At 67.8% G+C, this 20,536-nt stretch carries 19 protein-coding genes and 1 pseudogene; 9 read left to right on the top strand and 11 right to left on the bottom strand.

All coding sequences use genetic code 11. The features are described 5' to 3' along the window. Window positions 1-5: 5 nt before the first annotated feature. Genes JMF86_RS02245 through JMF86_RS02225 form a run of 5 tightly spaced genes read left to right on the top strand, consistent with a single transcriptional unit; the run spans window position 6 to window position 4,033 of the window. Window positions 6-605, top strand: coding sequence for an aminodeoxychorismate/anthranilate synthase component II (locus tag JMF86_RS02245; protein WP_006477041.1), 600 nt, complete (start codon window positions 6-8; stop codon window positions 603-605). A 13-nt stretch (window positions 606-618) separates the two neighbouring features. Further along, window positions 619-1,650 carry an anthranilate phosphoribosyltransferase gene (trpD, locus tag JMF86_RS02240; RefSeq protein ID WP_006477042.1) on the top strand — a complete coding sequence of 344 codons (1,032 nt, stop codon included), beginning with the start codon at window positions 619-621 and terminating at the stop codon, window positions 1,648-1,650. A 28-nt stretch (window positions 1,651-1,678) separates the two neighbouring features. Beyond that, entirely contained in the window at window positions 1,679-2,464 is a 786-nt protein-coding gene (gene trpC, locus JMF86_RS02235) for an indole-3-glycerol phosphate synthase TrpC (protein WP_054928329.1), read from the top strand. Beyond that, window positions 2,464-3,090: a CYTH domain-containing protein gene (locus JMF86_RS02230; RefSeq protein WP_054928328.1), complete on the top strand. Its 627-nt coding sequence runs from the start codon at window positions 2,464-2,466 to the stop codon at window positions 3,088-3,090. Before trpC ends, JMF86_RS02230 begins: the two co-directional genes overlap by 1 nt. A 13-nt stretch (window positions 3,091-3,103) precedes the next feature. After that, complete coding sequence (locus JMF86_RS02225) at window positions 3,104-4,033, top strand: uracil-DNA glycosylase (protein ID WP_054928327.1); 930 nt, start codon at window positions 3,104-3,106, stop codon at window positions 4,031-4,033. A 119-nt stretch (window positions 4,034-4,152) separates the two neighbouring features. Here the strand turns inward: JMF86_RS02225 and JMF86_RS02220 are convergent, their stop codons facing one another. The 4 genes from JMF86_RS02220 to JMF86_RS02205 all read right to left on the bottom strand — a co-directional run bounded on the left by JMF86_RS02220 (window position 4,153) and on the right by JMF86_RS02205 (window position 8,800). Then, window positions 4,153-4,749 carry an FMN-dependent NADH-azoreductase gene (locus JMF86_RS02220; protein ID WP_006477046.1) on the bottom strand — a complete coding sequence of 199 codons (597 nt, stop codon included), beginning with the start codon at window positions 4,747-4,749 and terminating at the stop codon, window positions 4,153-4,155. Window positions 4,750-4,897: 148 nt separating this feature from the next. Beyond that, window positions 4,898-6,697 (bottom strand): M61 family metallopeptidase, encoded by a 1,800-nt coding sequence (locus JMF86_RS02215; RefSeq protein ID WP_054928326.1) that lies wholly within the window; start codon window positions 6,695-6,697, stop codon window positions 4,898-4,900. Window positions 6,698-6,802: 105 nt separating this feature from the next. Next, window positions 6,803-7,531, bottom strand: coding sequence for a DsbC family protein (locus JMF86_RS02210; protein WP_006477048.1), 729 nt, complete (start codon window positions 7,529-7,531; stop codon window positions 6,803-6,805). A gap of 90 nt (window positions 7,532-7,621) precedes the next feature. Continuing rightward, window positions 7,622-8,800 carry a UbiH/UbiF family hydroxylase gene (locus JMF86_RS02205; RefSeq protein ID WP_027809355.1) on the bottom strand — a complete coding sequence of 393 codons (1,179 nt, stop codon included), beginning with the start codon at window positions 8,798-8,800 and terminating at the stop codon, window positions 7,622-7,624. A gap of 248 nt (window positions 8,801-9,048) precedes the next feature. Here JMF86_RS02205 and ychF point away from each other — a divergent pair, with 248 nt between their 5' ends. Continuing rightward, the gene (gene ychF, locus JMF86_RS02200; RefSeq protein ID WP_006477050.1) at window positions 9,049-10,143 is read left to right on the top strand and encodes a redox-regulated ATPase YchF; all 1,095 of its coding nucleotides are present in this window, start codon (window positions 9,049-9,051) and stop codon (window positions 10,141-10,143) included. A gap of 142 nt (window positions 10,144-10,285) precedes the next feature. Here the strand turns inward: ychF and JMF86_RS02195 are convergent, their stop codons facing one another. From JMF86_RS02195 to JMF86_RS02180, 4 genes and pseudogenes are all read right to left on the bottom strand, one after another. Then, window positions 10,286-11,485 carry a glycosyltransferase family 87 protein gene (locus JMF86_RS02195; RefSeq protein WP_054928325.1) on the bottom strand — a complete coding sequence of 400 codons (1,200 nt, stop codon included), beginning with the start codon at window positions 11,483-11,485 and terminating at the stop codon, window positions 10,286-10,288. 230 nt (window positions 11,486-11,715) lie between these two features. Next, window positions 11,716-13,107, bottom strand: coding sequence for a GABA permease (gene gabP / locus JMF86_RS02190; RefSeq protein WP_054928324.1), 1,392 nt, complete (start codon window positions 13,105-13,107; stop codon window positions 11,716-11,718). Between the two features lie 380 nt (window positions 13,108-13,487). Next, a pseudogene (locus tag JMF86_RS02185) lies at window positions 13,488-13,827 on the bottom strand (MmcQ/YjbR family DNA-binding protein). An 81-nt stretch (window positions 13,828-13,908) separates the two neighbouring features. Beyond that, on the bottom strand, window positions 13,909-15,180 hold the full coding sequence (locus JMF86_RS02180) for an MFS transporter (protein ID WP_054928322.1): 1,272 nt from the start codon (window positions 15,178-15,180) through the stop codon (window positions 13,909-13,911). A gap of 205 nt (window positions 15,181-15,385) precedes the next feature. On the opposite strand from JMF86_RS02180, the gene gcvA reads away from it, so the two are divergent. The 3 genes from gcvA (at window position 15,386) to ettA (ending at window position 18,545) form a co-directional block, all read left to right on the top strand. Further along, the gene (gene gcvA, locus JMF86_RS02175; RefSeq protein WP_054928321.1) at window positions 15,386-16,303 is read left to right on the top strand and encodes a transcriptional regulator GcvA; all 918 of its coding nucleotides are present in this window, start codon (window positions 15,386-15,388) and stop codon (window positions 16,301-16,303) included. 96 nt (window positions 16,304-16,399) lie between these two features. Beyond that, on the top strand, window positions 16,400-16,708 hold the full coding sequence (locus JMF86_RS02170; protein WP_054928320.1) for a DUF3761 domain-containing protein: 309 nt from the start codon (window positions 16,400-16,402) through the stop codon (window positions 16,706-16,708). Between the two features lie 169 nt (window positions 16,709-16,877). Next, on the top strand, window positions 16,878-18,545 hold the full coding sequence (gene ettA, locus JMF86_RS02165) for an energy-dependent translational throttle protein EttA (protein WP_006494122.1): 1,668 nt from the start codon (window positions 16,878-16,880) through the stop codon (window positions 18,543-18,545). Window positions 18,546-18,675: 130 nt separating this feature from the next. On the opposite strand, the gene JMF86_RS02160 is transcribed toward ettA, so the two are convergent. From JMF86_RS02160 to JMF86_RS02150, 3 genes are all read right to left on the bottom strand, one after another. Then, entirely contained in the window at window positions 18,676-19,299 is a 624-nt protein-coding gene (locus tag JMF86_RS02160; RefSeq protein WP_054928319.1) for an HAD family hydrolase, read from the bottom strand. Further along, window positions 19,296-19,847 carry a cysteine hydrolase family protein gene (locus tag JMF86_RS02155; RefSeq protein ID WP_011546544.1) on the bottom strand — a complete coding sequence of 184 codons (552 nt, stop codon included), beginning with the start codon at window positions 19,845-19,847 and terminating at the stop codon, window positions 19,296-19,298. Before JMF86_RS02155 ends, JMF86_RS02160 begins: the two co-directional genes overlap by 4 nt. Window positions 19,848-19,924: 77 nt before the next feature. Continuing rightward, the coding region (locus JMF86_RS02150) for a M24 family metallopeptidase (RefSeq protein WP_201316688.1) at window positions 19,925-20,536 on the bottom strand (612 nt) is incomplete at its 5' end.

The following is a 20,536-nucleotide window of genomic DNA, read 5'->3' as shown; positions in this document are numbered from 1 at the left end:
TGACCATGCTGCTCATGATCGACAACTACGACTCGTTTACCTACAACCTGGTCCAGTACTTCGGCGAACTCGGCGAGGACGTGCGTACCTACCGCAACGACGAAATCACGCTCGACGACATCGCGCGCCTGAACCCCGACACCATCTGCCTGTCGCCCGGCCCGAGCAATCCGCAACACGCGGGCATCACGCTCGACGTGCTGCGCGAATTCGCGGGCAAAAAGCCGATCCTCGGCGTCTGCCTCGGCCACCAGGCGATCGGCGAAGCGTTCGGCGGCCGCGTCGTGCGCGCGAAGACCATCATGCACGGCAAGGTGAGCCGGATCGAAACCGACTGCCGCGGCGTGTTCGCCGACCTGCCGAAGCATTTCGACGTGACGCGCTACCACTCGCTCGCGATCGAGCGCGAATCGCTGCCCGACTGCCTCGAGGTGTCCGCGTGGACCGACGACGGCGAGATCATGGGCGTGCGCCACAAGACGCTGCCGGTCGAAGGCGTGCAGTTCCACCCGGAATCGATTCTCTCGGAGCATGGCCATGCGCTGCTCGAGAATTTCCTGAAGCAGCATCGCGCAGCGGCCCATGCCGCCGCACCGGCTGCCTGACGGGAGACGCACGATGACGATTACCCCGCAGGAAGCGCTGCAGCGCACGATCGAGCACCGCGAGATCTTCCACGACGAAATGCTGCACCTGATGCGGCTGATCATGCGCGGCGACCTGTCGCCCGTGATGGCGGCCGCGATCATCACCGGGCTGCGCGTGAAGAAGGAGACGATCGGCGAGATCGCCGCCGCCGCGACCGTGATGCGCGAATTCGCGAACCACGTCGAGGTGCAGGACAACTCGAATTTCGTCGACATCGTCGGCACCGGCGGCGACGGCTCGCACACGTTCAACATCTCGACCGCGTCGATGTTCGTCACGGCGGCCGCGGGCGCGAAGGTCGCGAAGCACGGCAACCGCGGCGTATCGAGCAAGTCCGGCAGCGCCGACGTGCTCGAGGCGCTCGGCGTGAACATCGACCTGCAGTCGGAGCAAGTCGCCGCATCGATCGCCGAAACTGGCATGGGCTTCATGTTCGCGCCGAACCATCACCCGGCGATGAAGAACATCGCGGCCGTGCGCCGCGAACTCGGCGTGCGCACGATCTTCAACATCCTCGGCCCGCTGACCAATCCGGCCGGCGCGCCGAACCAGCTGATGGGCGTGTTCCACCCCGACCTCGTCGGCATCCAGGTGCGCGTGATGCAGCGTCTCGGCGCGCAGCACGTGCTCGTCGTGTACGGCAAGGACGGCATGGACGAGGTGTCGCTCGGCGCCGCGACGCTCGTCGGCGAGTTGCGCGACGGCAAGGTGCACGAATACGAGATCCATCCGGAGGACTTCGGCCTGCAGATGGTGTCGAACCGCACGCTGAAGGTGGAAAATGCCGACGAATCGCGCACGATGCTGCTCGGCGCGCTGGACAACCAGCCGGGCGTCGCGCGCGAGATCGTCACGCTGAACGCGGGCACCGCGCTCTACGCGGCCAATATCGCCGAATCGATCGCGGACGGCATCCAGCTCGCCCGCGAAGCGATCGCGAGCGGCAAGGCCCGCGCGAAGGTCGACGAACTCGTGCGCTTCACGCAGCAATTCAAGCGCTGACCCTCTTACGAATCCAGCAGGAACCCCTATGAGCGACATTCTCGACCGAATCATCGCCGTCAAGCGCGAAGAAATCGCGGCGGCCCTGCGCAGCACGCCGCTCGAGGCACTGAAACTGGAAGCCTCCGCGCGCGACCTCCGCGACTTCGTCGGTGCGCTGCGCGCGAAGCACGCGGCCGGCAACGCCGCCGTGATCGCCGAAATCAAGAAGGCCAGCCCGTCGAAAGGCGTGCTGCGCGAGCACTTCGTGCCGGCCGACATCGCGCGCTCGTATGCGGCGCACGGCGCCGCGTGCCTGTCGGTGCTGACCGACGAGCAGTTCTTCCAGGGCGGCGTCCGCTATCTCGAGGAAGCGCGCGCGGCTTGCACGCTGCCGGTGCTGCGCAAGGACTTCATCGTCGACGCGTACCAGATCGTCGAAGCCCGCGCGATGGGCGCCGACGCGATCCTGCTGATCGCCGCCGCGCTCGACACGCCGCTGATGCAGGATCTCGAAGCGTATGCGCACTCGCTCGGCCTGGCGGTGCTGGTCGAAGTGCATGACCGCCACGAGATGGAACAGGCGCTGACGCTGAAGACGCCGCTGCTCGGCATCAACAACCGCAACCTGCGCACGTTCGAGACGTCGATCCAGACCACGCTCGACATGCTCGACATGATTCCGGCGGATCGCATCGTCGTGACCGAATCGGGCATCCTGTCGCGCACCGACGTCGACACGATGCGCGCGGCGAACGTGAACACGTTCCTCGTCGGCGAGGCGTTCATGCGCGCCGACCAGCCGGGCGAGGAACTCGCACGGATGTTCTTCTGATGGCGATCGAACAGGAAATCAAGCTCGCGCTGCCGGCCGGCCAGGCCGACGCCGCGCGCCGCTTCTTCGAGACGCTGACCGGCGAACCCGGCCGTGCCATCGCGCTCGCGAACGTCTATTACGACACGCCCGATCTCGCGCTGGCGCGCTCGAAGAGCGCGGTGCGCGTGCGCCGCACGCCGGACGGCTGGCTGCAGACGTTCAAGACGGTCGGCAGCGCGGAAGGCGGCCTGCATAGCCGCCACGAATGGGAGCTGCCGGTCGCGGGCGACGCGCTCGAAATCGACGCGCTCGTCGCGGCCTGCGACGTGCCGAAAGCCGCCGCCGCGCTCAATGACGCGGCCGGCGCGCTGCACGCGCTGTTCCGCACGGATTTTTCGCGTACGCTGTGGCGCATCGCAATCGGCGGCGCAACCGTCGAGGCCGCGGTGGACCTCGGCGAGATCGTCGTCCAGGCGGAACACGAAACGCGCCGCGAACCGATCAGCGAAATCGAACTCGAACTGATCGACGGCCCGGAAACGGCGCTCGCGACGCTCGCCGCCGAACTGCAGCAGGCGCTGCCGGGCCTCGTTCCCGAAAACATCAGCAAGGCGCAGCGCGGCTACCGGCTGCGCGCGCAATAAACTCGCATCACGCATGGCAACCCGCAAGACTTCCCGCGCGCCGCAACAGGCGTCGCTGTTCGACGATCCCGTGCCGGAAACGGCACCGGCCGATATTCCGTCCGCGGCTTCCGAGCCGCCTGCGGCCGGGCGCAAACCCGCGAAGAAAACCGCTGCCCCGGCGCCCGTGCCCATGCCCGAGCCGGCTCCGCCCGCCGCGGCCCCGCGGCCCGTTGCCGCCGACGTACCGCATCTCGCCGCGCAATTCGACGCGCTGCCGGCCGTCTGGCGCGACGTGCTGAAACCGTTCACCGACAGCGACGCGTACGCGCCGCTGTGCCGCTTCGTCGACGAAGAGCGTGCGGCCGGCAAGACGGTCTACCCGACCGACGTGTTCCGCGCGCTGCGCCTGACGCATCCCGACGACGTGAAGGTCGTGATCCTCGGCCAGGACCCGTACCACGGCGACGACCGCGGCACGCCGCAGGCGCACGGCCTCGCGTTCTCGGTGCCGCCGGCCGTCCGCACGCCGCCGTCGCTGCGCAACATCTTCAAGGAAATCGCCGCGAACTTCGGTCACGACACGCCGCGTCACGGCTGCCTCGACACGTGGGCACGCCAGGGCGTGCTGCTGCTCAACACCGTGCTGACGGTCGAGCGCGGCGCGGCCGCGAGCCATGCGAAGCGCGGCTGGGAGCAATGCACGGACACGCTGATCCGCGAGCTCGCCGGCCGTCATCGCGGGCTCGTGTTCATGCTGTGGGGCGCGCACGCGCAGGCCAAGCGCGCGCTGTTCGACGCGAACGCGCACTGCGTGCTCGAAGCGCCGCATCCGTCGCCGCTGTCCGCGCACCGCGGCTTCCTCGGCTGCCGCCATTTCGCGCTCGCGAACGACTATCTGGCCGCTGCCGGCCGCGAACCGATCGACTGGCGCCTGCCGGACGTAGCCGAAACGCTCGCGTAACGGCCTCGGTTGCGGCGAGTTCGCCGGCCGAATGCAAAAACGCCGCGTCCCCGAAAGGACGCGGCGTTTTTTCATCGGGCGACGCAGCGGGTGCATCGCACCCGCATCGACCTGACGCGTTACGCGGCGGCGATCGCTTCGCGTGCGCTGGCCAGCGCGGCGCTCTGCGCGTCCGGGCCGAGGTTCAGGCCTTCCGCGTGAATGAAATTCACGTCGGTCAGGCCGATGAAGCCGAGGAACGAACGCAGGTACGGGGTCTGGCTATCGTTCGGCGTACCCAGGTACTTGCCGCCGCGCGCCGTCACCACGTGAACCTTCTTGCCCTTGATCAGGCCTTCCGGACCGTTCTCGGTATAGCGGAACGTGACGCCTGCGCGGGCGATCCAGTCGAAGTACGTCTTCAGTTGCGACGAGATGCCGAAGTTGTACATCGGCGCGCCGATCACGATGATGTCGGCCGCTTGCAGTTCGGCGATCAGTGCATCGCTCTTCGCGACGATCGCATTCTGTTCCGCGGTGCGCTTGTCGGCCGGCGTGAAGAACGCGCCGAGCACCGATTCGTCGAGGTGCGGCAGCGCATCGGCCAGCAGGTCGCGGACCACGACGTTCGCGCCGGGGTTCGATTGTTGCAGCTTTGCCGTCAGTTCGTTGGACAGCAGCGTGGATTGCGCACCTTGCGAACGCGCGGCGGAATTGATTTGCAGAATGGTCGTCATGTCAGGCTCCGGGTGGGGTTGCGCTTCGGTAGCGCGAGTGACGCCATTGTGCGTGGCCACATGACCGCGAAAAAGCGGGTTCAGGGCGACGGATTGTTGCAACAACAGAACAATCGCCGATCGTGCCCCGCTACCCGCTTGCGTACGATTACCCCTTCAGCCAGGCTTCGCGGGCCTTCGTGGCCGCAGCCGGCTTCGCGGCCGCCGTCAGCCGGTAGCGGGTGACTTCCGGGCCGTCGAGCTTCAGTTTCGCGGTGCGCAGCTCGTCGCGGCGGAACGCGTGAATCTCGACCTTGTCGCCCGGCCGGTAGCGTGCGAGCAGCGCATCGAGGTTCGTGCCCGTCACGCGCAGCCCGTCGACCGCGATCAGCGTGTCGCCGGCCGACAGCCCCGCGCGATGCGCGGCGCCGCCTTCGTAGACCGCCGCCAACGTGCAGTCCGCGCCGCCCCGCAGGCGCGCGCCGATCGTCGGCTTCGCGGCCGCGCCGGTCGCGACCTCGGGGGCCAGCGTCACGCCGAACGGCGCGAGCAGTTCGCCGAGCGGCAGGTCGCGCGTGCCGTGCACGGCGTCGGCGAACAGGCGGCCGAGCGCGATGCCCGTCGCCTCCTCGATCAGCGCCTCGACTTCGTTTTCGTCCACACCCGCCTGCTTGCCGCGATAGAAGTCGCGGCCGTAGCGTTGCCACAGCAGGCGCATCACGTCGTCGAGCGACTTCCGGTTGCGCGTCCGCGCGCGGATCGCGAGATCGAACGCCAGCGCAACGAGCGAGCCCTTCGTGTAATAGCTGACGATCGCGTTGGTCGCGTTCTCGTCCTGGCGGTAGTACTTGATCCACGCGTCGAACGAGCTTTCCGCGACGCTCTGCTTGAGCCGGCCCGTGCCGCGCAGCACGCCACCGATCGTGCGGCCGAGGGCCGCGAAATAGTCGTCCTGCGACATCAGCCCGCTGCGCACCAGCATCAGGTCGTCGTAATACGACGTGAAGCCCTCGAACAGCCACAGCAGCGACGTGTAGTTCTCGCGCGTGAGGTCGTACGGCACGAACGCCGCCGGCTTGATGCGCTTCACGTTCCACGTGTGGAAATACTCGTGGCTGCAGAGACCGAGATACGTGCGATAGCCTTCCGTCGTTTCCGGTCGCCCCTTCACCGGCAGGTCGGTCCGGTTGCAGATCAGCGCGGTCGATGCGCGATGCTCGAGGCCACCGTAGCCGTCGCTGACCGCGAGCGTCATGAACACGTAGCGGTCCATCGGCGCCTTTTTCGACTTCGGCTCGAACAGCGCGATCTGCGCTTCGCACACACGCTTCAGATCGGTACGCAGCCGCTCCAGGTCGAGTTGCGTCACGCGCCCGGCGATCACGATGTCGTGCGGCACGCCGTGCGCGTCGAACGTCGCGAGCGCGAATTCGCCGATCGTCACCGGATGGTCGGACAGCTCGTCATAGTTCGCCGCGCGATACGCGCCGAAACCGTAACGCCGGGTGCCGCCCGCTTCGGGCAGCGCGGTGCCGACACGCCACGTGCGGAACGCGGCACCGGCCGGTTTCGCGATGTCGACTTCGCACGGCGCGTCCTCGCGACCGGCGACGCTCAGGAACACCGCCGTCGCGTTGAAGAAGCCGCCCGATTCGTCGAGATACGCGGAGCGCACCGACAAATCCCATGCATACACGTCGTAGCGCAGCGTCAGCGCGCCGGCCACGGGCGCGGCCTGCCACGTGTGCTTGTCGGTCTTCGCGATGCGCACCTTGCGGCCCGCGTCGTTGAACGCACGCAGCGTCACGATGTTGCGTGCGAATTCGCGCACGAGATAGCTGCCCGGAATCCATACCGGCAGCGAGAAACGCTGGCCTTCGGGATCGGGATCGGCAACCGTCACCGTCACTTCGAACAGGTGCGCGGCAAGATCTTTCGGGACAATCGAATAGCGGATCGGCTGGGTCATCGTGGCAATCGGTCGGTCGAATACGGCGGCGAAAACGAAGAGAGGCGCCGGCAGATCATGCGGGCGCCCCTCGCTGGCCGGGCGCTGCGCCCGGCGTGCAGTCGGTTACTTGCTCGAGGCGAGCGCCTGGTTGAGCTGGTCGGCCGATACCGCGCCCGGCAGGCGGCGACCGTCCGGCAAAAAGATCGTCGGCGTGCCCGTGACGTTCATCCCGCGGCCGAGCGCAAGGTTCTTGTCGAGCGCGGTGGTGTCGCAGGTACCGGCGCCGGACGGCGCGCGATGGTCGAGCATCCAGCTTTCCCACGTCTTCGCGCGGTCGGTCGCGCACCAGATCGCCTTCGACTTCGCGGTCGAATCCGGCGACAGCACCGGGTACAGGAACGTGTAGACGGTCACGTTGTCGACCGACTGCAGCGTCGTCTCGAGCTTCTTGCAGTACGGGCAGTTCGGATCGGAGAACACCGCGATCTTGCGGGCGCCGTTGCCCTTGACGATCTTGATCGCATTCGCGAACGGCAGGCTCGCGAAGTCGATCTTGTTGATTTCGGACAGGCGGGCGTCGGTCAGGTTCTTGTGCGTCTTCGCGTCGACGAGATCGCCGAGCAGCACGTAGTCGCCCGCCGCGTCGCTATAGATGATCTGCGAGCCGAGGTTCACTTCGTAAAGGCCTGCGACCGGCGATTTCGACACGCTCTTGATCGGCGCGTCGTTGCCGAGACGGGCTTGCAGCGTGGCCTTCAGCTTGTCGGTGGTCTGGTCGGCCTGCGCGGTGCAGCCGAGCGTCGCCATCGTGACGGCCAGCGCCAGCGACGCGATGCGGATCGTTTTTTTCATTGAAATCTTCCTTCAGCTCAATCGGAGTGCACGGCACAGTGTACGCCGTAACGGAACCGTCTCCGACCGGCGCGGCGGCGGAAGGTTCGCTCAGCCGAGCGCGGCCGACACGAGCCAGCGCTTCACAAGCGGCTGCGCGCCGACGAACGCCATGCCCGCATTGCGCACCGCCTTCGCGAGCGAGCCCGGCACCGCGAACAGCCGCTGCAGGCCGTCGGTGGCGACCATCAGCGCGCGAATGTCCTCGCGGCGCGAACGTTCGTAGCGGCGCAGCAGCACCGTATCGCCGAGATTGCGGAAGCTTTCCTTGCCCGCGATCGCGTCGGCGAGCGCGGCGACGTCGCGCAGCCCGAGGTTCATCCCCTGCCCCGCGAGCGGGTGAATCAGGTGCGCGGCATCGCCTACCAGCGCGACACGCGGCGCGATCAGCTTGTCGACCGTCTGCAGGGCCAGCGGGAAGCCGGCGGCCGGCGTCACGCATTCGAGCGTGCCGACCTGGCCGTGCGACACGCGCTCGACCTCGGCCGCGAGCTGCGCCGGATCGAGTGCGAGCAGTGCGTCGGCATGCGCGGTGTGCGCGGACCACACGAGCGACACGTGGCCGTCCGGCAGCGGCAGCAGCGCGACGATCTCGCCTTCGTGGAACCACTGGTACGCGGTCTCGCGGTGCGGCAGCGATGCCTTGAAGTTCGCGACGACGCCCGTTTGCCGGTAGTCGCGTCGCTCTACCCTGGCCCCCATTTGGGAGCGCACCCACGAATGCGCGCCGTCGGCGCCGACGACGAGATCGGCCTCGAGCACCTGGCCCGACGACAGCGTCAGCACGGCCGCGTCGTCGCGCACGTCGAAGCCCTGCGCACGCGCATCGAACCACGTCAGGTTCGGCTGGAACCGCAGCGCGGCGTCGAGCGACGCCTCGACCAGCGAGGATTCGGCGATCCAGGCGAGCTGCGGCACGGACGCCTGGTAGGCGGAGAAATGCAGTTCGGCATGCGCATCGCCATACACGCGCATGTCGTAGACCGGCGCGAGCCGGCCGTGGTCGAGCGCCTGCCAGACCCGCAGCCGCTCGAGCAACGCCTGCGAACTGGACGACAGCGCGTAGACCCGCGTGTCGAACGCGAGATCGGCGGGGCGCGGCGTGGCCGGCTGGGCGAGCAAGGCTGTCTTGTAGCCGGACTGGGTCAGCGCGAGCGCGGCCGTCTTGCCGACGAGCCCGCCGCCGACCACGGCGACGTCGAAGGAGTGGTGGGCAGTCATGGCGGGCATTATAGCCGCGGGGCCAAACCCTTACGCGGCCGGACTTTGCGGGAAATCAGCAGAATCGCGGGCCGGTGCGCCCGCGCGGCGGCCCGCCGCATCGGCCGTTCGGCGGCAAGCCCGGAATCCGGGGCGCCGGCACGGTACAATAGCGTCTTTGACCGTCGGCCCGCCGCGCTCCACGCGCCGGCCGCCCCTTTTTTCCCGCGCCGCCGTGCCCTGTCCGGCCGCGCCGCCTCACCCGTCCGAAGGATTCCATGAGTCTCAAATGCGGCATCGTCGGCTTGCCCAACGTCGGCAAGTCCACCCTGTTCAATGCGCTGACCAAGGCCGGCATCGCCGCCGAGAACTACCCGTTCTGCACGATCGAGCCGAACGTCGGCATCGTCGAAGTGCCCGATACGCGCCTGAAGGCGCTCTCCGAGATCGTCAAGCCGGAGCGTGTCGTGCCGGCCGTCGTCGAATTCGTCGACATCGCGGGCCTCGTCGCGGGCGCGAGCAAGGGTGAAGGCCTCGGCAACCAGTTCCTCGCGAACATCCGCGAAACCGATGCGATCACGCACGTCGTGCGCTGCTTCGAGGATGACAACGTCATTCACGTCGCCGGCAAGGTCAGCCCGATCGACGACATCGAAGTGATCAACACCGAACTCGCGCTCGCCGACCTCGGCACCATCGAGAAGGCGCTCACGCGCTATTCGAAGGCGGCGAAGTCGGGCAACGACAAGGAAGCGGCGAAGCTCGTCGCGGTGCTCGAAAAGGTGCGCGCGCAACTCGACCAGGGCAAGGCCGTGCGCGGCCTCGCGCTGTCGGACGACGAACAGGCGCTGATCAAGCCGTTCTGCCTGATCACCGCGAAGCCGGCGATGTACGTCGCCAACGTGAAGGACGACGGCTTCGAGAACAACCCGCACCTCGAGGCGGTGCGCAAGTACGCGGAAAGCGAAAACGCGCCGGTGGTCGCCGTATGCGCGGCGATCGAGGCGGAAATCGCCGATCTCGACGACGCGGACAAGGAAGCATTCCTCGCCGACATGGGCATGGAAGAGCCGGGCCTCGACCGCGTGATCCGCGCGGGCTTCAAGCTGCTCGGCCTGCAGACCTATTTCACCGCCGGCGTGAAGGAAGTGCGCGCGTGGACGATCCACATCGGCGATACCGCTCCGCAAGCGGCCGGCGTGATCCACACCGACTTCGAGCGCGGCTTCATCCGTGCGCAGACGATCGCGTTCGACGACTTCGTCACGTACAAGGGCGAGCAAGGCGCGAAGGAAGCCGGCAAGATGCGCGCGGAAGGGAAGGAATACGTCGTGCACGACGGCGACGTGATGAACTTCCTGTTCAACGTCTGAGCGAATCACCCCAGGCGTAGTACGGCAATACACGGAAAACCCCTTGCGGCCTCGGCGCCGCAAGGGGTTTTCTGTTTCATGCGCCCGGCATCGTTCCGCTCGGGTCGACCGACTGCAGCAACATGCGCTCACCCGGCAACCGCTACGCAGCCACCGGCGCCGGCGCGCGACTCCGGCGCACGATCATCGCGAGCAGCGCGACCAGCATCGCCGACGCGACCGGCCAACCCGTGCCGCTGATCACCGCGATGAAGGCCTGCGCCGGCGCGAGCCAGGCCAGCACGACGATCACGATCTCGGCTCGGCGCAACGGGACGTTCCGCGCGTCCAGCAGCAGGAATGCAACCGGCAACACCAGCCAGAGCAGGTCGTAGTACACATAGTAAGGCTGCACGAGCAGCGTACCGGCGGCGAGCGCGGCGGCGCGGAGCGCGAAGCGCGAGCGGCGAATCCAGACGTCGACGACCGCCGCGACCGCCAGTACCCCGACGACCGCATGCACGGCATAGGCTGGCCCGACGGACAGCCCGGCTGCCCGGGCGAGCGAGATCGTCGACGGCATGGCCCGCCGAAGCGTGTCGCCGTACTCGACCACGTTGTGGTGGAACGCCGGCATGAACGCGAAAAACGCGGCCCACGCCCGCACGCCAAACGCCGCCAGCGACACCGCGACGATGCCGGCGCTGAACGCGCCGGCCGATATCAACGCCTTCCAGTGGCGCCCGCAGATGAGCGCCAACGGGAACAGCACGCCGAATTGCGGCTTCACGATCAGCACCGCAATGCATGCGCCCGCCAGAACCGGGCTCGATTCGAGCAGGAGCAGCGCCGCGGCCGCCGCCGCGACCGTCATGAAGGAATTTTGCATCGTGAGCGCCGCGCCGAGCAGCCCCGGAAATGCGGCAATCGCGACGCGCAGTTGCGTGTCGAGCGGGCGCACGACACGCGCGACGACCTCCGCATAACAAGCGATCTGCAGTGTCGCGAACACCACGAGCGCGAAGGCGAACGGCACGAGGCCGAACGGGAGGATGACGAGCAGGAACGTCGGCGGATACGGCCACGGAGCGAAGTCGTCGAACGGCCGCAGGGCGGCTTCGATCGGCTGCATCCACCCGGGCGAGAAGATCGCCGCGGCGCCGTGCTCGATCGCGACACGGGCCGCCGCCCAGAAAATCGCGAAGTCCGAGCCGACCATCGGGGACGAGCGATCGTGCCAGCCGTAGTACCTCATCGCCCAGACAGCCAGAACGACGATCTGCAGCGCGAGTACCGCGGCTGCATACGTGCCGACGCGCCGCGCGTCGACCGCGCGACTGCCCGATCCGTGCACCGTCCCCATCGCCCACCCCCGCGATTTTTCTTCTCGTCGAGTATAGGCGACGATCGTTTCGCCAGACGACGTTCCCGTCGGCACGCAGCAGCGTGCGTCGCCCAATATCGATGCCGCGCGGCCGGTACTCGCAACGGCATCCGTCCGTCGTCGAAAGCAAAATGGCCCGGCCGGCAGATGCCGGTCAGGCCATGTTCATGAGCGAGGCTCCCGCCCCGCCGCTACATCACGCGATCAGATCACGTCGCCGACACCCGGCGCCCCGCGTTCGCCCGCGCATCGCGGCCGCGCTTGTTCAGCCACGACGCGAACAGCACGATCAACGCCAGCACGGCCGTCGCGCCGACTTCCATCCGGTGCTCCTCGCTGACGAACATCACGGTCAGCGTGCCGCAGATGAACAGGATCACGGCCCACGTGAGCCACGGGAACAGCCACATCCGCAGCGTCAGGTCCGCGCCGCCCGATTCGAGCGTCTTGCGCATCCGCAGTTGCGAGATCGCGATCACGAGATACACGAGCAGCGCGATCGCGCCCGACGTCGCGAGCAGGAAGCCGAACACCTGCTCCGGCATCAGGTAGTTCGCGATCACGGTCAGGAAGCCGAACGCGGTCGACGCAAGCACGGCCGCACGCGGCGTGCCGGTCGAATCGGTGCGATGCAGGAAGGCGGGCGCGTCCTTGCGCCGGGACAGCGAGAACAGCATCCGCGACGCGGTGTACAGCGCCGAATTCAGGCAGCTCGCGACCGACACGAGCACGATCACGTCGATGATCGCCTTCGCGTTCGGGACGCCGATCAGCTCCATCGCGCGCTGATACGAGCCGTGCTTCGGCAGCAGCGGGTCGTTCCACGGCACGATGGCCGCGACGACGAGGATCGAGCCGAGATAGAACAGCGTGATACGCCAGATGACCGAGTTCGTCGCGCGCACGATCTGGCGCTGCGGGTTGTCCGATTCGGCGGCCGCGATCGTCACGATCTCGGTGCCGAGGAACGAGAACATCGTCGTGAGCATGGCCGCGAGCACCGCGCTCGCGCCGTGCGGCATGAAGCCGTCGTGCACGAACAGGTTCGACACGCCCGACACGGCCGGCGCCGGAATGATGCCGACGATCGCCGCACCGCCGATGCACAGGAACACGACGATCGCGACGACCTTGATCAGCGCGAACCAGAATTCGAATTCGCCGTAGTTCTTGACGGAGAAGAGATTGGTGACGGTGAGCAGCAGCGTGATGCCGAGCGCGAAGATCCACGTCGCGATGCCCGGGAACCACGCATTGAGGATGGTCGCGGCGGCGGTCGCCTCGATCGGGATCACCAGCACCCAGAACCACCAGTACAGCCAGCCGATCGTGAAGCCGGCCCAGTGGCCGATCGCGCGATCGGCATAGGTCGAGAACGACCCGCTGTCCGGATGCGCGACGGCCATTTCGCCGAGCATGCGCATCACCAGCACGACCAGCACGCCCGCGATCGCATACGCGAGTATCGATGCCGGCCCGGCTTCCGCGATCGCGTGGCCGGAGCCGACGAACAAGCCCGCGCCGATCACGCCGGCAATCGACATCATCGTTACGTGACGCTGCTTCAGGCCAGTGCCGAGGCCTGTGTTGCTTCCACTCATCTGTCTCTCTCCAAAAAACGGTTCCGGTACGACCGGGTGTCGCGTGAAGGCGGCGCGGGGAGTTGTCGTTCTTGAATCCGGTCGCGGCCGCGGGTGCGTCGCACGCGGGCATGGGCCGGATGGGGCCGTTCCGGTCGGGTCGCCCGCGCAGTCTGCGAAGCTGCGGGTGCGATGCGGCGCACCGGGCGCCGGCGCATCGCGTACGCCCGTTCCGTCGGCTGTCGTCAGCCGCCTTCGAAGCGAAGGAGTGTAAGCATCAAACGGTTCTTCACTAAGAACCAATTGAAGAATTTCGATGGAACCACTCGTTGCATCGATACGAACCGATGCAACGCTTGATCCGGTTCGGCAGGCTGCATCGCGCGCGGGGTGGGCGCGATTCAGTGCGTGTCGCGGGCGGCTTCGTCCCGCCACTTCGCCGGCACGATTGCGCGCCATTCCCGCAGAAGCAGGTTTTTCACGGCGTCGGGATGCGCGGCCGACAGGCGCACCAGCACGATCGGCCAGCCGACATAGTGATCGGTCACGTAATACACGTCGGGCGCCGACTCGATCAGCCATGCACGCTCGTCGGGGCCGACGCCCTTCACGACGAGCGTGTCGCCGTCCTCGCGCAGCCGCGCGAGCACCTTGCCCTTCACCTTGAGCGCGGGCGTGCCGTACGACGTGCCGTCCTCGACGCCACGCCAGTGCGATCTGCCGGACTTCGTCGAATGTCACGATGCCTCCCCGACCGTGCGTCGATGGTTGACGGTCCGGCCACCCTACCGGAAATCGCGCGGCGCGCCCAGCCGGGTGGCACTATCCGCCGGCCGCACGCGCGGCGGCCGGCGCACGCCCGGTGGTCGCGACGATCGCGAACGCGATCGCATTCGCGGCGGCGCTCGCGAGGATCGGTACGAGATAGCCGCCGCCCGCGTCGTAAATGAAGCCGGCGGCGGCCGGCCCGATCAGCGTGCCGAACGCGACGCTCGTGTACAGGATGCCGATGATCGCGCTCACGTTGCGCCCGCCGAAATAGTCCATCACGACCGCCGGCAGCACGGCGACCCAGCCGCCGTAGAACACGCCGAACACGAGCGCGAACCCGGCCAGCGTCGCGACGGTTCCGGCGCCCGCCCATGCGACGAGCGCAACGGCCATGCCGGCGAACATCGCGAGCAGCGACGCGCGGCGGCCGAAGCGATCGGCCAGGCCGCCGAGGAAGAAGCGGCCGGCCGTGCTGCCCACGCCGATCGCGCCGAGCAGCAGCACGGCCGTCGACGGCGCGACGCCGTGATCGAGCGCGTACGGCACGAGGTGAACGAACGGGACGAATACGCCGAACGAACAGACGAGGCAGGCCGCGTAGAGGCTCGCGAACGGCCGCGACGTGACGGCTTCGCGTACCGTCGCGCCGGCTGGTACGCTCGCGGCCGCGGCCGGGGAAGCCCCGCCATTCCGGCCGTCGCCGTCCGGGGCGACATCGCCGTCCGGCAACAGCCCCCGCCCGCGCGGGTCGTTCTCGATCAGCAGCGACATGCCGGCTCCCAGCACGATCACGAGCGCGGCGAGCGTGAAATACGCGCTGCGCCAGCCGACCTGCGCGATCAGCGCGGACGCGAGCGGCGGCATCACCAGCGTGCCGACGCCGATCCCCGCGACCGCGAGCCCCGACGCGAACCCGCGCCGGCGCACGAACCAGCGCTGAACCGCGCCGACGGCCGGCACGTACGCGCAGCCGACGCCGAACCCGACACCGAGCCCGTACGCGACATAGACCTGCAGCAGCGTATGCGCCGCGCCGGCCGCCGCGAGCCCCGCGCCGGTCAGCAGCATCCCGGCGACGGCGAGCCGCCGCGAGCCGAAACGATCGGCCAGCGGCCCGCTGACGATGCCGAAGCCGAAGTACAGGAAGCCGGCGAGCGAGAACACGAGCGAGATCTGGCCGCGCGACGCGGCGAAATCCCGCTGCAGCGATTCGACGAACGCACTGAACGTATACGCGCTGCCGAACCCGACGAACGTGACGGCAAACGCGGCCGCCACCACGTACCAGCCATGGAAAACGCGTGACGCGCCCGGGCGGTTCATGACGATGCTCCTTTCGGGTTCCACCGGCTGCCGGGCGGCGGTCCGGATTGCCCCGTGGATATAGTTGAACTATGTTGATCGCATCGGCCGCCGATCGGCACCCGACAGGCAGCCGCGAAACAGGCGATCCGTTGCGTCAACGGTACGCGCGCATACGCGTCGTCTCAAACGATATTTCGTCGACCTTTCGCTTTAGAAAAACTGAATGAATCGTTCCCGCCTGCCGCCGCTCAACGCGTTGCGCGCGTTCGAAGCCGCCGCCCGCCACCTGTCGGTGAAGTCGGCGGCCGAGGAGCTGTCGGTCACGCCCGGCGCGGTGAGCCAGATGATCCGCACGCTCGAGACGCACCTCGGCGTGCAACTGTTCGAGCGCGTGAACCGCGGCATCCTGCTGACGGCCGCCGGCCGCGACTACCTGCCGCCCGTGCGCAACGCGTTCCGGCAGATCGCCGATGCGTCGCAGCGCGTGTCGGGCGCCGCCGACAGCGGCGTGCTGACGGTGAGCGTTACGCCGTTCTTCGCGTCCGCGTGGCTGGTCCCACGCCTTGCGCAGTTCCGGCAGGCTTGCCCGGACGTCGACCTGCAGGTCCTCACGAGCCACGCGCTCGCGGATTTCGCGCGCGACGGCGTCGACGTCGCGATCCGCCACGGCCTCGGGCGCTACATCGGGCTGTGCAGCGAACGCCTGCTGACGGTGGAAATCGTCGCGCTCGCGTCGCCGGACCTCGTCGCGCGGCTCGGCATGCCGGCGACGCCGGCCGAGCTCGTCGGCTGGCCGCAGTTGCACGACGCCGAACGCAAGGGCTGGCACATCTGGTTCGGCGCGCAGCGGATCGACGATTTCGGCCCGCCGCGCGGCCCGGCGTTCGACGATTCGGGCCTGCTGCTGCAGGCGATCGTTGCCGGCCAGGGCGCCGGGTTGCTGCCGGCCGCGATGGTGCGCGGCGAGCTGGCGAGCGGCCGGCTCGTGCAGCTTGCCGACGTCGCATGGCTCGACGATTTCGCGTACTACCTCGTCTATCCGCCGCATCACGCGGAACGGCCGAAGGTTGCCGCGTTCCGCCGGTGGATTCTCGATGCCGCGCAGGCCGACGGCGCGGCGTCGATGACCGGCGCGGCCTAGCGTCGCGCGGCGGCGCGCCGATCCGCCAACATGCGGCGCGGGCGTTCGGTTCGACATCGCCCGACCTCGATAACAACGAACCGAACGAGAGAGACCATGCGTGCCCTGCTCCGCCGTGCGACCCATGTCGCGACCCTGTCCGCCGCGCTGTTCGTCGCGGGCGCCGCGTTGCCCCCTGCCGCGCACGCATATCGCGCATCACCCGGCTACGGCAACGAAGCCGATCTCGACCGTCACGACACGTATCGCAACCGCGACGGCGAAACCGTGCATGCGCCCGCCCATTCGAAATCGGGCCGCGTGCCGGACGGCGCGCGCGCACGTTGCCGCGACGGCACGTACAGCTTCAGCCGTCACCGGCGCGGCACGTGCTCGGGGCACGGCGGCGTCGCCGCGTGGCTGTGAGCGCAGATCGGCCGAATGGCCTGCACCGCGCCAGCGGCAGCCGGCGGCGAAGTACAATACGCGCTCGCACCGCCGCGCCCCGCGCGGCACGCTCCGTACCGAATCACCCGACGCCGCCACGCCCGCGCGCTGCGCGGCCGTCCCAACCACTTCTGACTTTCACACCGAAATGGCCCAATACGTTTTCACGATGAACCGGGTCGGCAAGATCGTGCCGCCCAAGCGCCAGATCCTGAAGGACATCTCGCTGTCGTTCTTTCCCGGCGCGAAGATCGGCGTGCTCGGCCTGAACGGCTCGGGCAAGTCGACGCTGATCCGCATCATGGCGGGCGTCGACAAGGACATCGAAGGCGAAGCCACGCCGATGCCGAACCTGAACATCGGCTACCTGCCGCAGGAACCGCAGCTCGATCCGACGAAGACCGTGCGCGAAGCCGTCGAGGAAGGCCTCGGCGACCTGTTCCAGGCGAACAAGAAACTGGAAGAAATCTACGCGGCGTACGCCGAACCGGACGCCGACTTCGACGCGCTCGCGGCCGAGCAGGCGAAGTACGAGGCGATTCTCGCGTCGAGCGACGGCGGCAGCCCCGAGCAGCAGCTCGAAGTGGCCGCCGACGCGCTGCGCCTGCCGCCGTGGGACGCGAAGATCGAGCACCTGTCGGGCGGTGAAAAGCGCCGCGTCGCGCTGTGCAAGCTGCTGCTCGAAAAGCCCGACATGCTGCTGCTCGACGAACCGACCAACCACCTCGACGCCGAATCGGTCGACTGGCTCGAGCAGTTCCTGGTGCGCTTCCCGGGCACCGTGGTCGCGGTCACCCACGATCGCTACTTCCTCGACAACGCGGCCGAGTGGATTCTCGAACTCGACCGCGGCCACGGCATTCCGTGGAAGGGCAACTACAGCAGCTGGCTCGACCAGAAGGAAGAGCGCCTGAAGCAGGAAGAAGCGTCGGAATCGGCACGCCAGAAGGCGATCAAGAAGGAACTGGAGTGGGTGCGCCAGAACCCGAAGGGCCGCCAGGCGAAGTCGAAGGCGCGTATCGCCCGCTTCGAGGAGCTGAGCAGCCAGGAATACCAGAAGCGCAACGAAACGCAGGAAATCTTCATTCCGGCCGGCGAACGCCTCGGCAATGAAGTGATCGAGTTCAAGAACGTCAGCAAGTCGTTCGGCGACCGCCTGCTGATCGACAACCTGAGCTTCAAGATCCCGGCCGGCGCGATCGTCGGCATCATCGGTCCGAACGGCGCCGGCAAGTCGACGCTGTTCAAGATGCTGACCGGCAAGGAACAGCCGGATTCGGGCGAAGTCGTGATGGGCCCGACGGTGAAGCTCGCATACGTCGACCAGAGCCGCGACGCGCTCGACGGTTCGAAGACGGTGTTCGAGGAAATCTCGGGCGGCGCCGACGTGCTGACGGTCGGCAAGTACGAAACGCCGTCGCGTGCGTACATCGGCCGCTTCAACTTCAAGGGCGGCGACCAGCAGAAGATCGTCGGCAACCTGTCCGGCGGCGAACGCGGCCGCCTGCACCTCGCGAAGACGCTGATCTCGGGCGGCAACGTGCTGCTGCTGGACGAACCGTCGAACGACCTCGACGTCGAAACGCTGCGCGCGCTGGAAGACGCGCTGCTCGAATTCGCGGGCTCGGTGATGGTGATCTCGCACGATCGCTGGTTCCTCGACCGGATCGCGACGCACATCCTCGCGTTCGAAGGCGATTCGCAGGTCACGTTCTTCGACGGCAACTACCAGGAGTACGAAGCCGACAAGCGTGCGCGCCTCGGCGAGGAAGCCGCGAAGCCGAAGCGTCTGCGCTACAAGCCGATCAGCCGCTGATCGGCGCGGCCCGGGCGCCCGGCGCCGCGATCACGCGGGGCCGGATGCCGAAGCGGGCCACTTCCGAACAGCACAACGAAAAAGCGAGCCCTTGGCTCGCTTTTTTTATCCCGCGTGGCTTCCCCGTCGATTACACCAGCGCGCCCAGCTCGCGCAGTCGCGCCTCGGTCGCCGACGCGCTCGTGTGATGAATGCCGTGCCAGCCGAGCGCCGTCGCGGCCGCCGCGTTGTGCGCGTTGTCGTCGATGAACACGAGCTCGTGCGTCGCGATGCCGGGCAGGTGCGGCTCGATCCGCGCATGCATCTCGCGGTAGATCGCCGGATCGGGTTTCACGAGCTTCACGCGGCCCGACACGACGATGTCCTTGAAGCGGCGCAGCACCGGGAAGTTGTCCCATGCATACGGAAACGTCTGCGCGGACCAGTTCGTCAGCCCGAACAGCGGCATCCCCTGCGCTTCCAGCCGGTCGACGAGCGCCGCGCCCTCTTCGAGCACGCCGCCGATCATTTCGTGCCAGCGCGCATAGAACGCGCGGATCAGCGCTTCGTGCTCCGGAAACTTCGCGACGAGTTCGGCCGTGCCTTCCTCGATCGTCTGCCCGCCGTCCTGGCGGACGACCCAGTCCATCGCGCACACGTGCGTGAGGAACCAGCGACGCTCGGCGGCGTCGGGAATCAGTTCGCGGTAAAGGTACTCGGGGCTCCAGTCGATCAGCACCCCGCCGAAATCGAACACCACTGCCTTGATCGTCATGCAAACTCCGTAGCGAGCACGTCCGCGAGCGGACGCGGCGTCACCGCGTTGCCCGACAGCGAATTGTTGTTCCAGATGAAGTGATGGTGCGCGACGATCTGCGCCGCCGACAGGTGGGCACGCTCGTTCGTCGTGTGCAGGTCGGACACGACGGTCGTCCGGTAGCCGAGCAGCGCGGCGCGGCGCGCGGCCGAATCGACGCAAAACTCGGTCGCATAGCCGCAGATCAGCACCGAGCGGATGCCGTGGCGATCGAGCTGCGCCGCGAGTGGCGTGTCGTGAAACGCATCGCTCGCCTGCTTGCGCACGCGCCAGTCGTCGCGACCGACGACCAGCCCCGCATGCAGTTCCCAGCCCGGCGTGCCGGGCACGACGTCGTCGTCCGCGTCGCCGTCGTGCTGCACGAAGCACACCGGCGCGTTCGCCGCGCGCGCCGCCGCCGTCAACCGGTTGATGCCCGACACCACGTCGTCGAGCCGGTACGCGGGCTGCGCCCGCTCCACCAGCCCGCGCTGCATGTCGACCACGATCACCGCGGTGTCTGCCATTGCTTGCCCTCGCTGTTATCGGCCGGCCGTCGTTCGATCGTTACCGGATCGCTATCCGGCCGTTACCGTGCGTTGCGTCAGATCGGCTGCGTACGCGCGTCGAGCCACGCCTTCGCGTCGCCGCTCACATGCCGGCCGACGCGCTCGCGCACCGTCGCGTGATACGTGTTCAGCCACGCGCGCTCTTCGTCGTGCAGCATCTCGATCAGCACGCAGCGCGTGTCGATCGGGCACAGCGTCAGCGTCTCGAAGGCGAGGAAGTCGCCGAATTCCGTCTTTCCGGCCGCACGGTTCACGACCAGGTTCTCGATCCGGATGCCCCACTGGCCCGGACGGTACACGCCCGGCTCGATCGACGTGATCATCCCCTCTTCCATCGCCGTGTACGGCTCGGCCGGCGCGTAGTGCGAAATGACCTGCGGGCCCTCATGCACGTTCAGGAAGTAACCGACGCCATGCCCGGTGCCGTGGCCGTAGTCGAGCCCGGCCGCCCACATCGGCGCACGCGCGATCGCGTCGAGCATCGGCGAGCGGATGCCGCGCGGGAAGCGGGCACGCGACAGCGCCATCATCGACTTCAGCACGATCGTGAAATCGCGCCGCTGCAGGTCGCTGACGGTGCCGACCGGCACGACGCGCGTGATGTCGGTCGTGCCCGTCATGTACTGGCCGCCCGAATCGATCAGCAG

The sequence above is a fragment of the Burkholderia sp. E168m15 genome (assembly GCF_016586105.1).
Classification (GTDB): Bacteria; Pseudomonadota; Gammaproteobacteria; order Burkholderiales; family Burkholderiaceae; genus Burkholderia; species Burkholderia orbicola.
Note: the sequence above shows the minus strand (reverse complement) of the source record. Positions and strands in the feature narration are given on the sequence as shown.

Bases quoted from the DNA above. Each gene is read 5' to 3' on its own strand.
- trpC (WP_054928329.1), top strand. From the start codon at position 1,679: ATGAGCGACATTCTCGACCGAATCATCGCCGTCAAGCGCGAAGAAATC.
- ettA (WP_006494122.1), top strand. From the start codon at position 16,878: ATGGCCCAATACGTTTTCACGATGAACCGGGTCGGCAAGATCGTGCCG.
- JMF86_RS02170 (WP_054928320.1), top strand. From the start codon at position 16,400: ATGCGTGCCCTGCTCCGCCGTGCGACCCATGTCGCGACCCTGTCCGCC.
- gabP (WP_054928324.1), bottom strand. From the start codon at position 13,107: ATGAGTGGAAGCAACACAGGCCTCGGCACTGGCCTGAAGCAGCGTCAC.
- gcvA (WP_054928321.1), top strand. From the start codon at position 15,386: ATGAATCGTTCCCGCCTGCCGCCGCTCAACGCGTTGCGCGCGTTCGAA.
- JMF86_RS02180 (WP_054928322.1), bottom strand. From the start codon at position 15,180: ATGAACCGCCCGGGCGCGTCACGCGTTTTCCATGGCTGGTACGTGGTG.
- trpD (WP_006477042.1), top strand. From the start codon at position 619: ATGACGATTACCCCGCAGGAAGCGCTGCAGCGCACGATCGAGCACCGC.
- JMF86_RS02220 (WP_006477046.1), bottom strand. From the start codon at position 4,749: ATGACGACCATTCTGCAAATCAATTCCGCCGCGCGTTCGCAAGGTGCG.
- JMF86_RS02195 (WP_054928325.1), bottom strand. From the start codon at position 11,485: ATGGGGACGGTGCACGGATCGGGCAGTCGCGCGGTCGACGCGCGGCGC.
- JMF86_RS02155 (WP_011546544.1), bottom strand. From the start codon at position 19,847: ATGGCAGACACCGCGGTGATCGTGGTCGACATGCAGCGCGGGCTGGTG.
- JMF86_RS02225 (WP_054928327.1), top strand. From the start codon at position 3,104: ATGGCAACCCGCAAGACTTCCCGCGCGCCGCAACAGGCGTCGCTGTTC.
- JMF86_RS02205 (WP_027809355.1), bottom strand. From the start codon at position 8,800: ATGCCCGCCATGACTGCCCACCACTCCTTCGACGTCGCCGTGGTCGGC.
- JMF86_RS02160 (WP_054928319.1), bottom strand. From the start codon at position 19,299: ATGACGATCAAGGCAGTGGTGTTCGATTTCGGCGGGGTGCTGATCGAC.
- ychF (WP_006477050.1), top strand. From the start codon at position 9,049: ATGAGTCTCAAATGCGGCATCGTCGGCTTGCCCAACGTCGGCAAGTCC.
- JMF86_RS02215 (WP_054928326.1), bottom strand. From the start codon at position 6,697: ATGACCCAGCCGATCCGCTATTCGATTGTCCCGAAAGATCTTGCCGCG.
- JMF86_RS02230 (WP_054928328.1), top strand. From the start codon at position 2,464: ATGGCGATCGAACAGGAAATCAAGCTCGCGCTGCCGGCCGGCCAGGCC.
- JMF86_RS02210 (WP_006477048.1), bottom strand. From the start codon at position 7,531: ATGAAAAAAACGATCCGCATCGCGTCGCTGGCGCTGGCCGTCACGATG.
- JMF86_RS02245 (WP_006477041.1), top strand. From the start codon at position 6: ATGCTGCTCATGATCGACAACTACGACTCGTTTACCTACAACCTGGTC.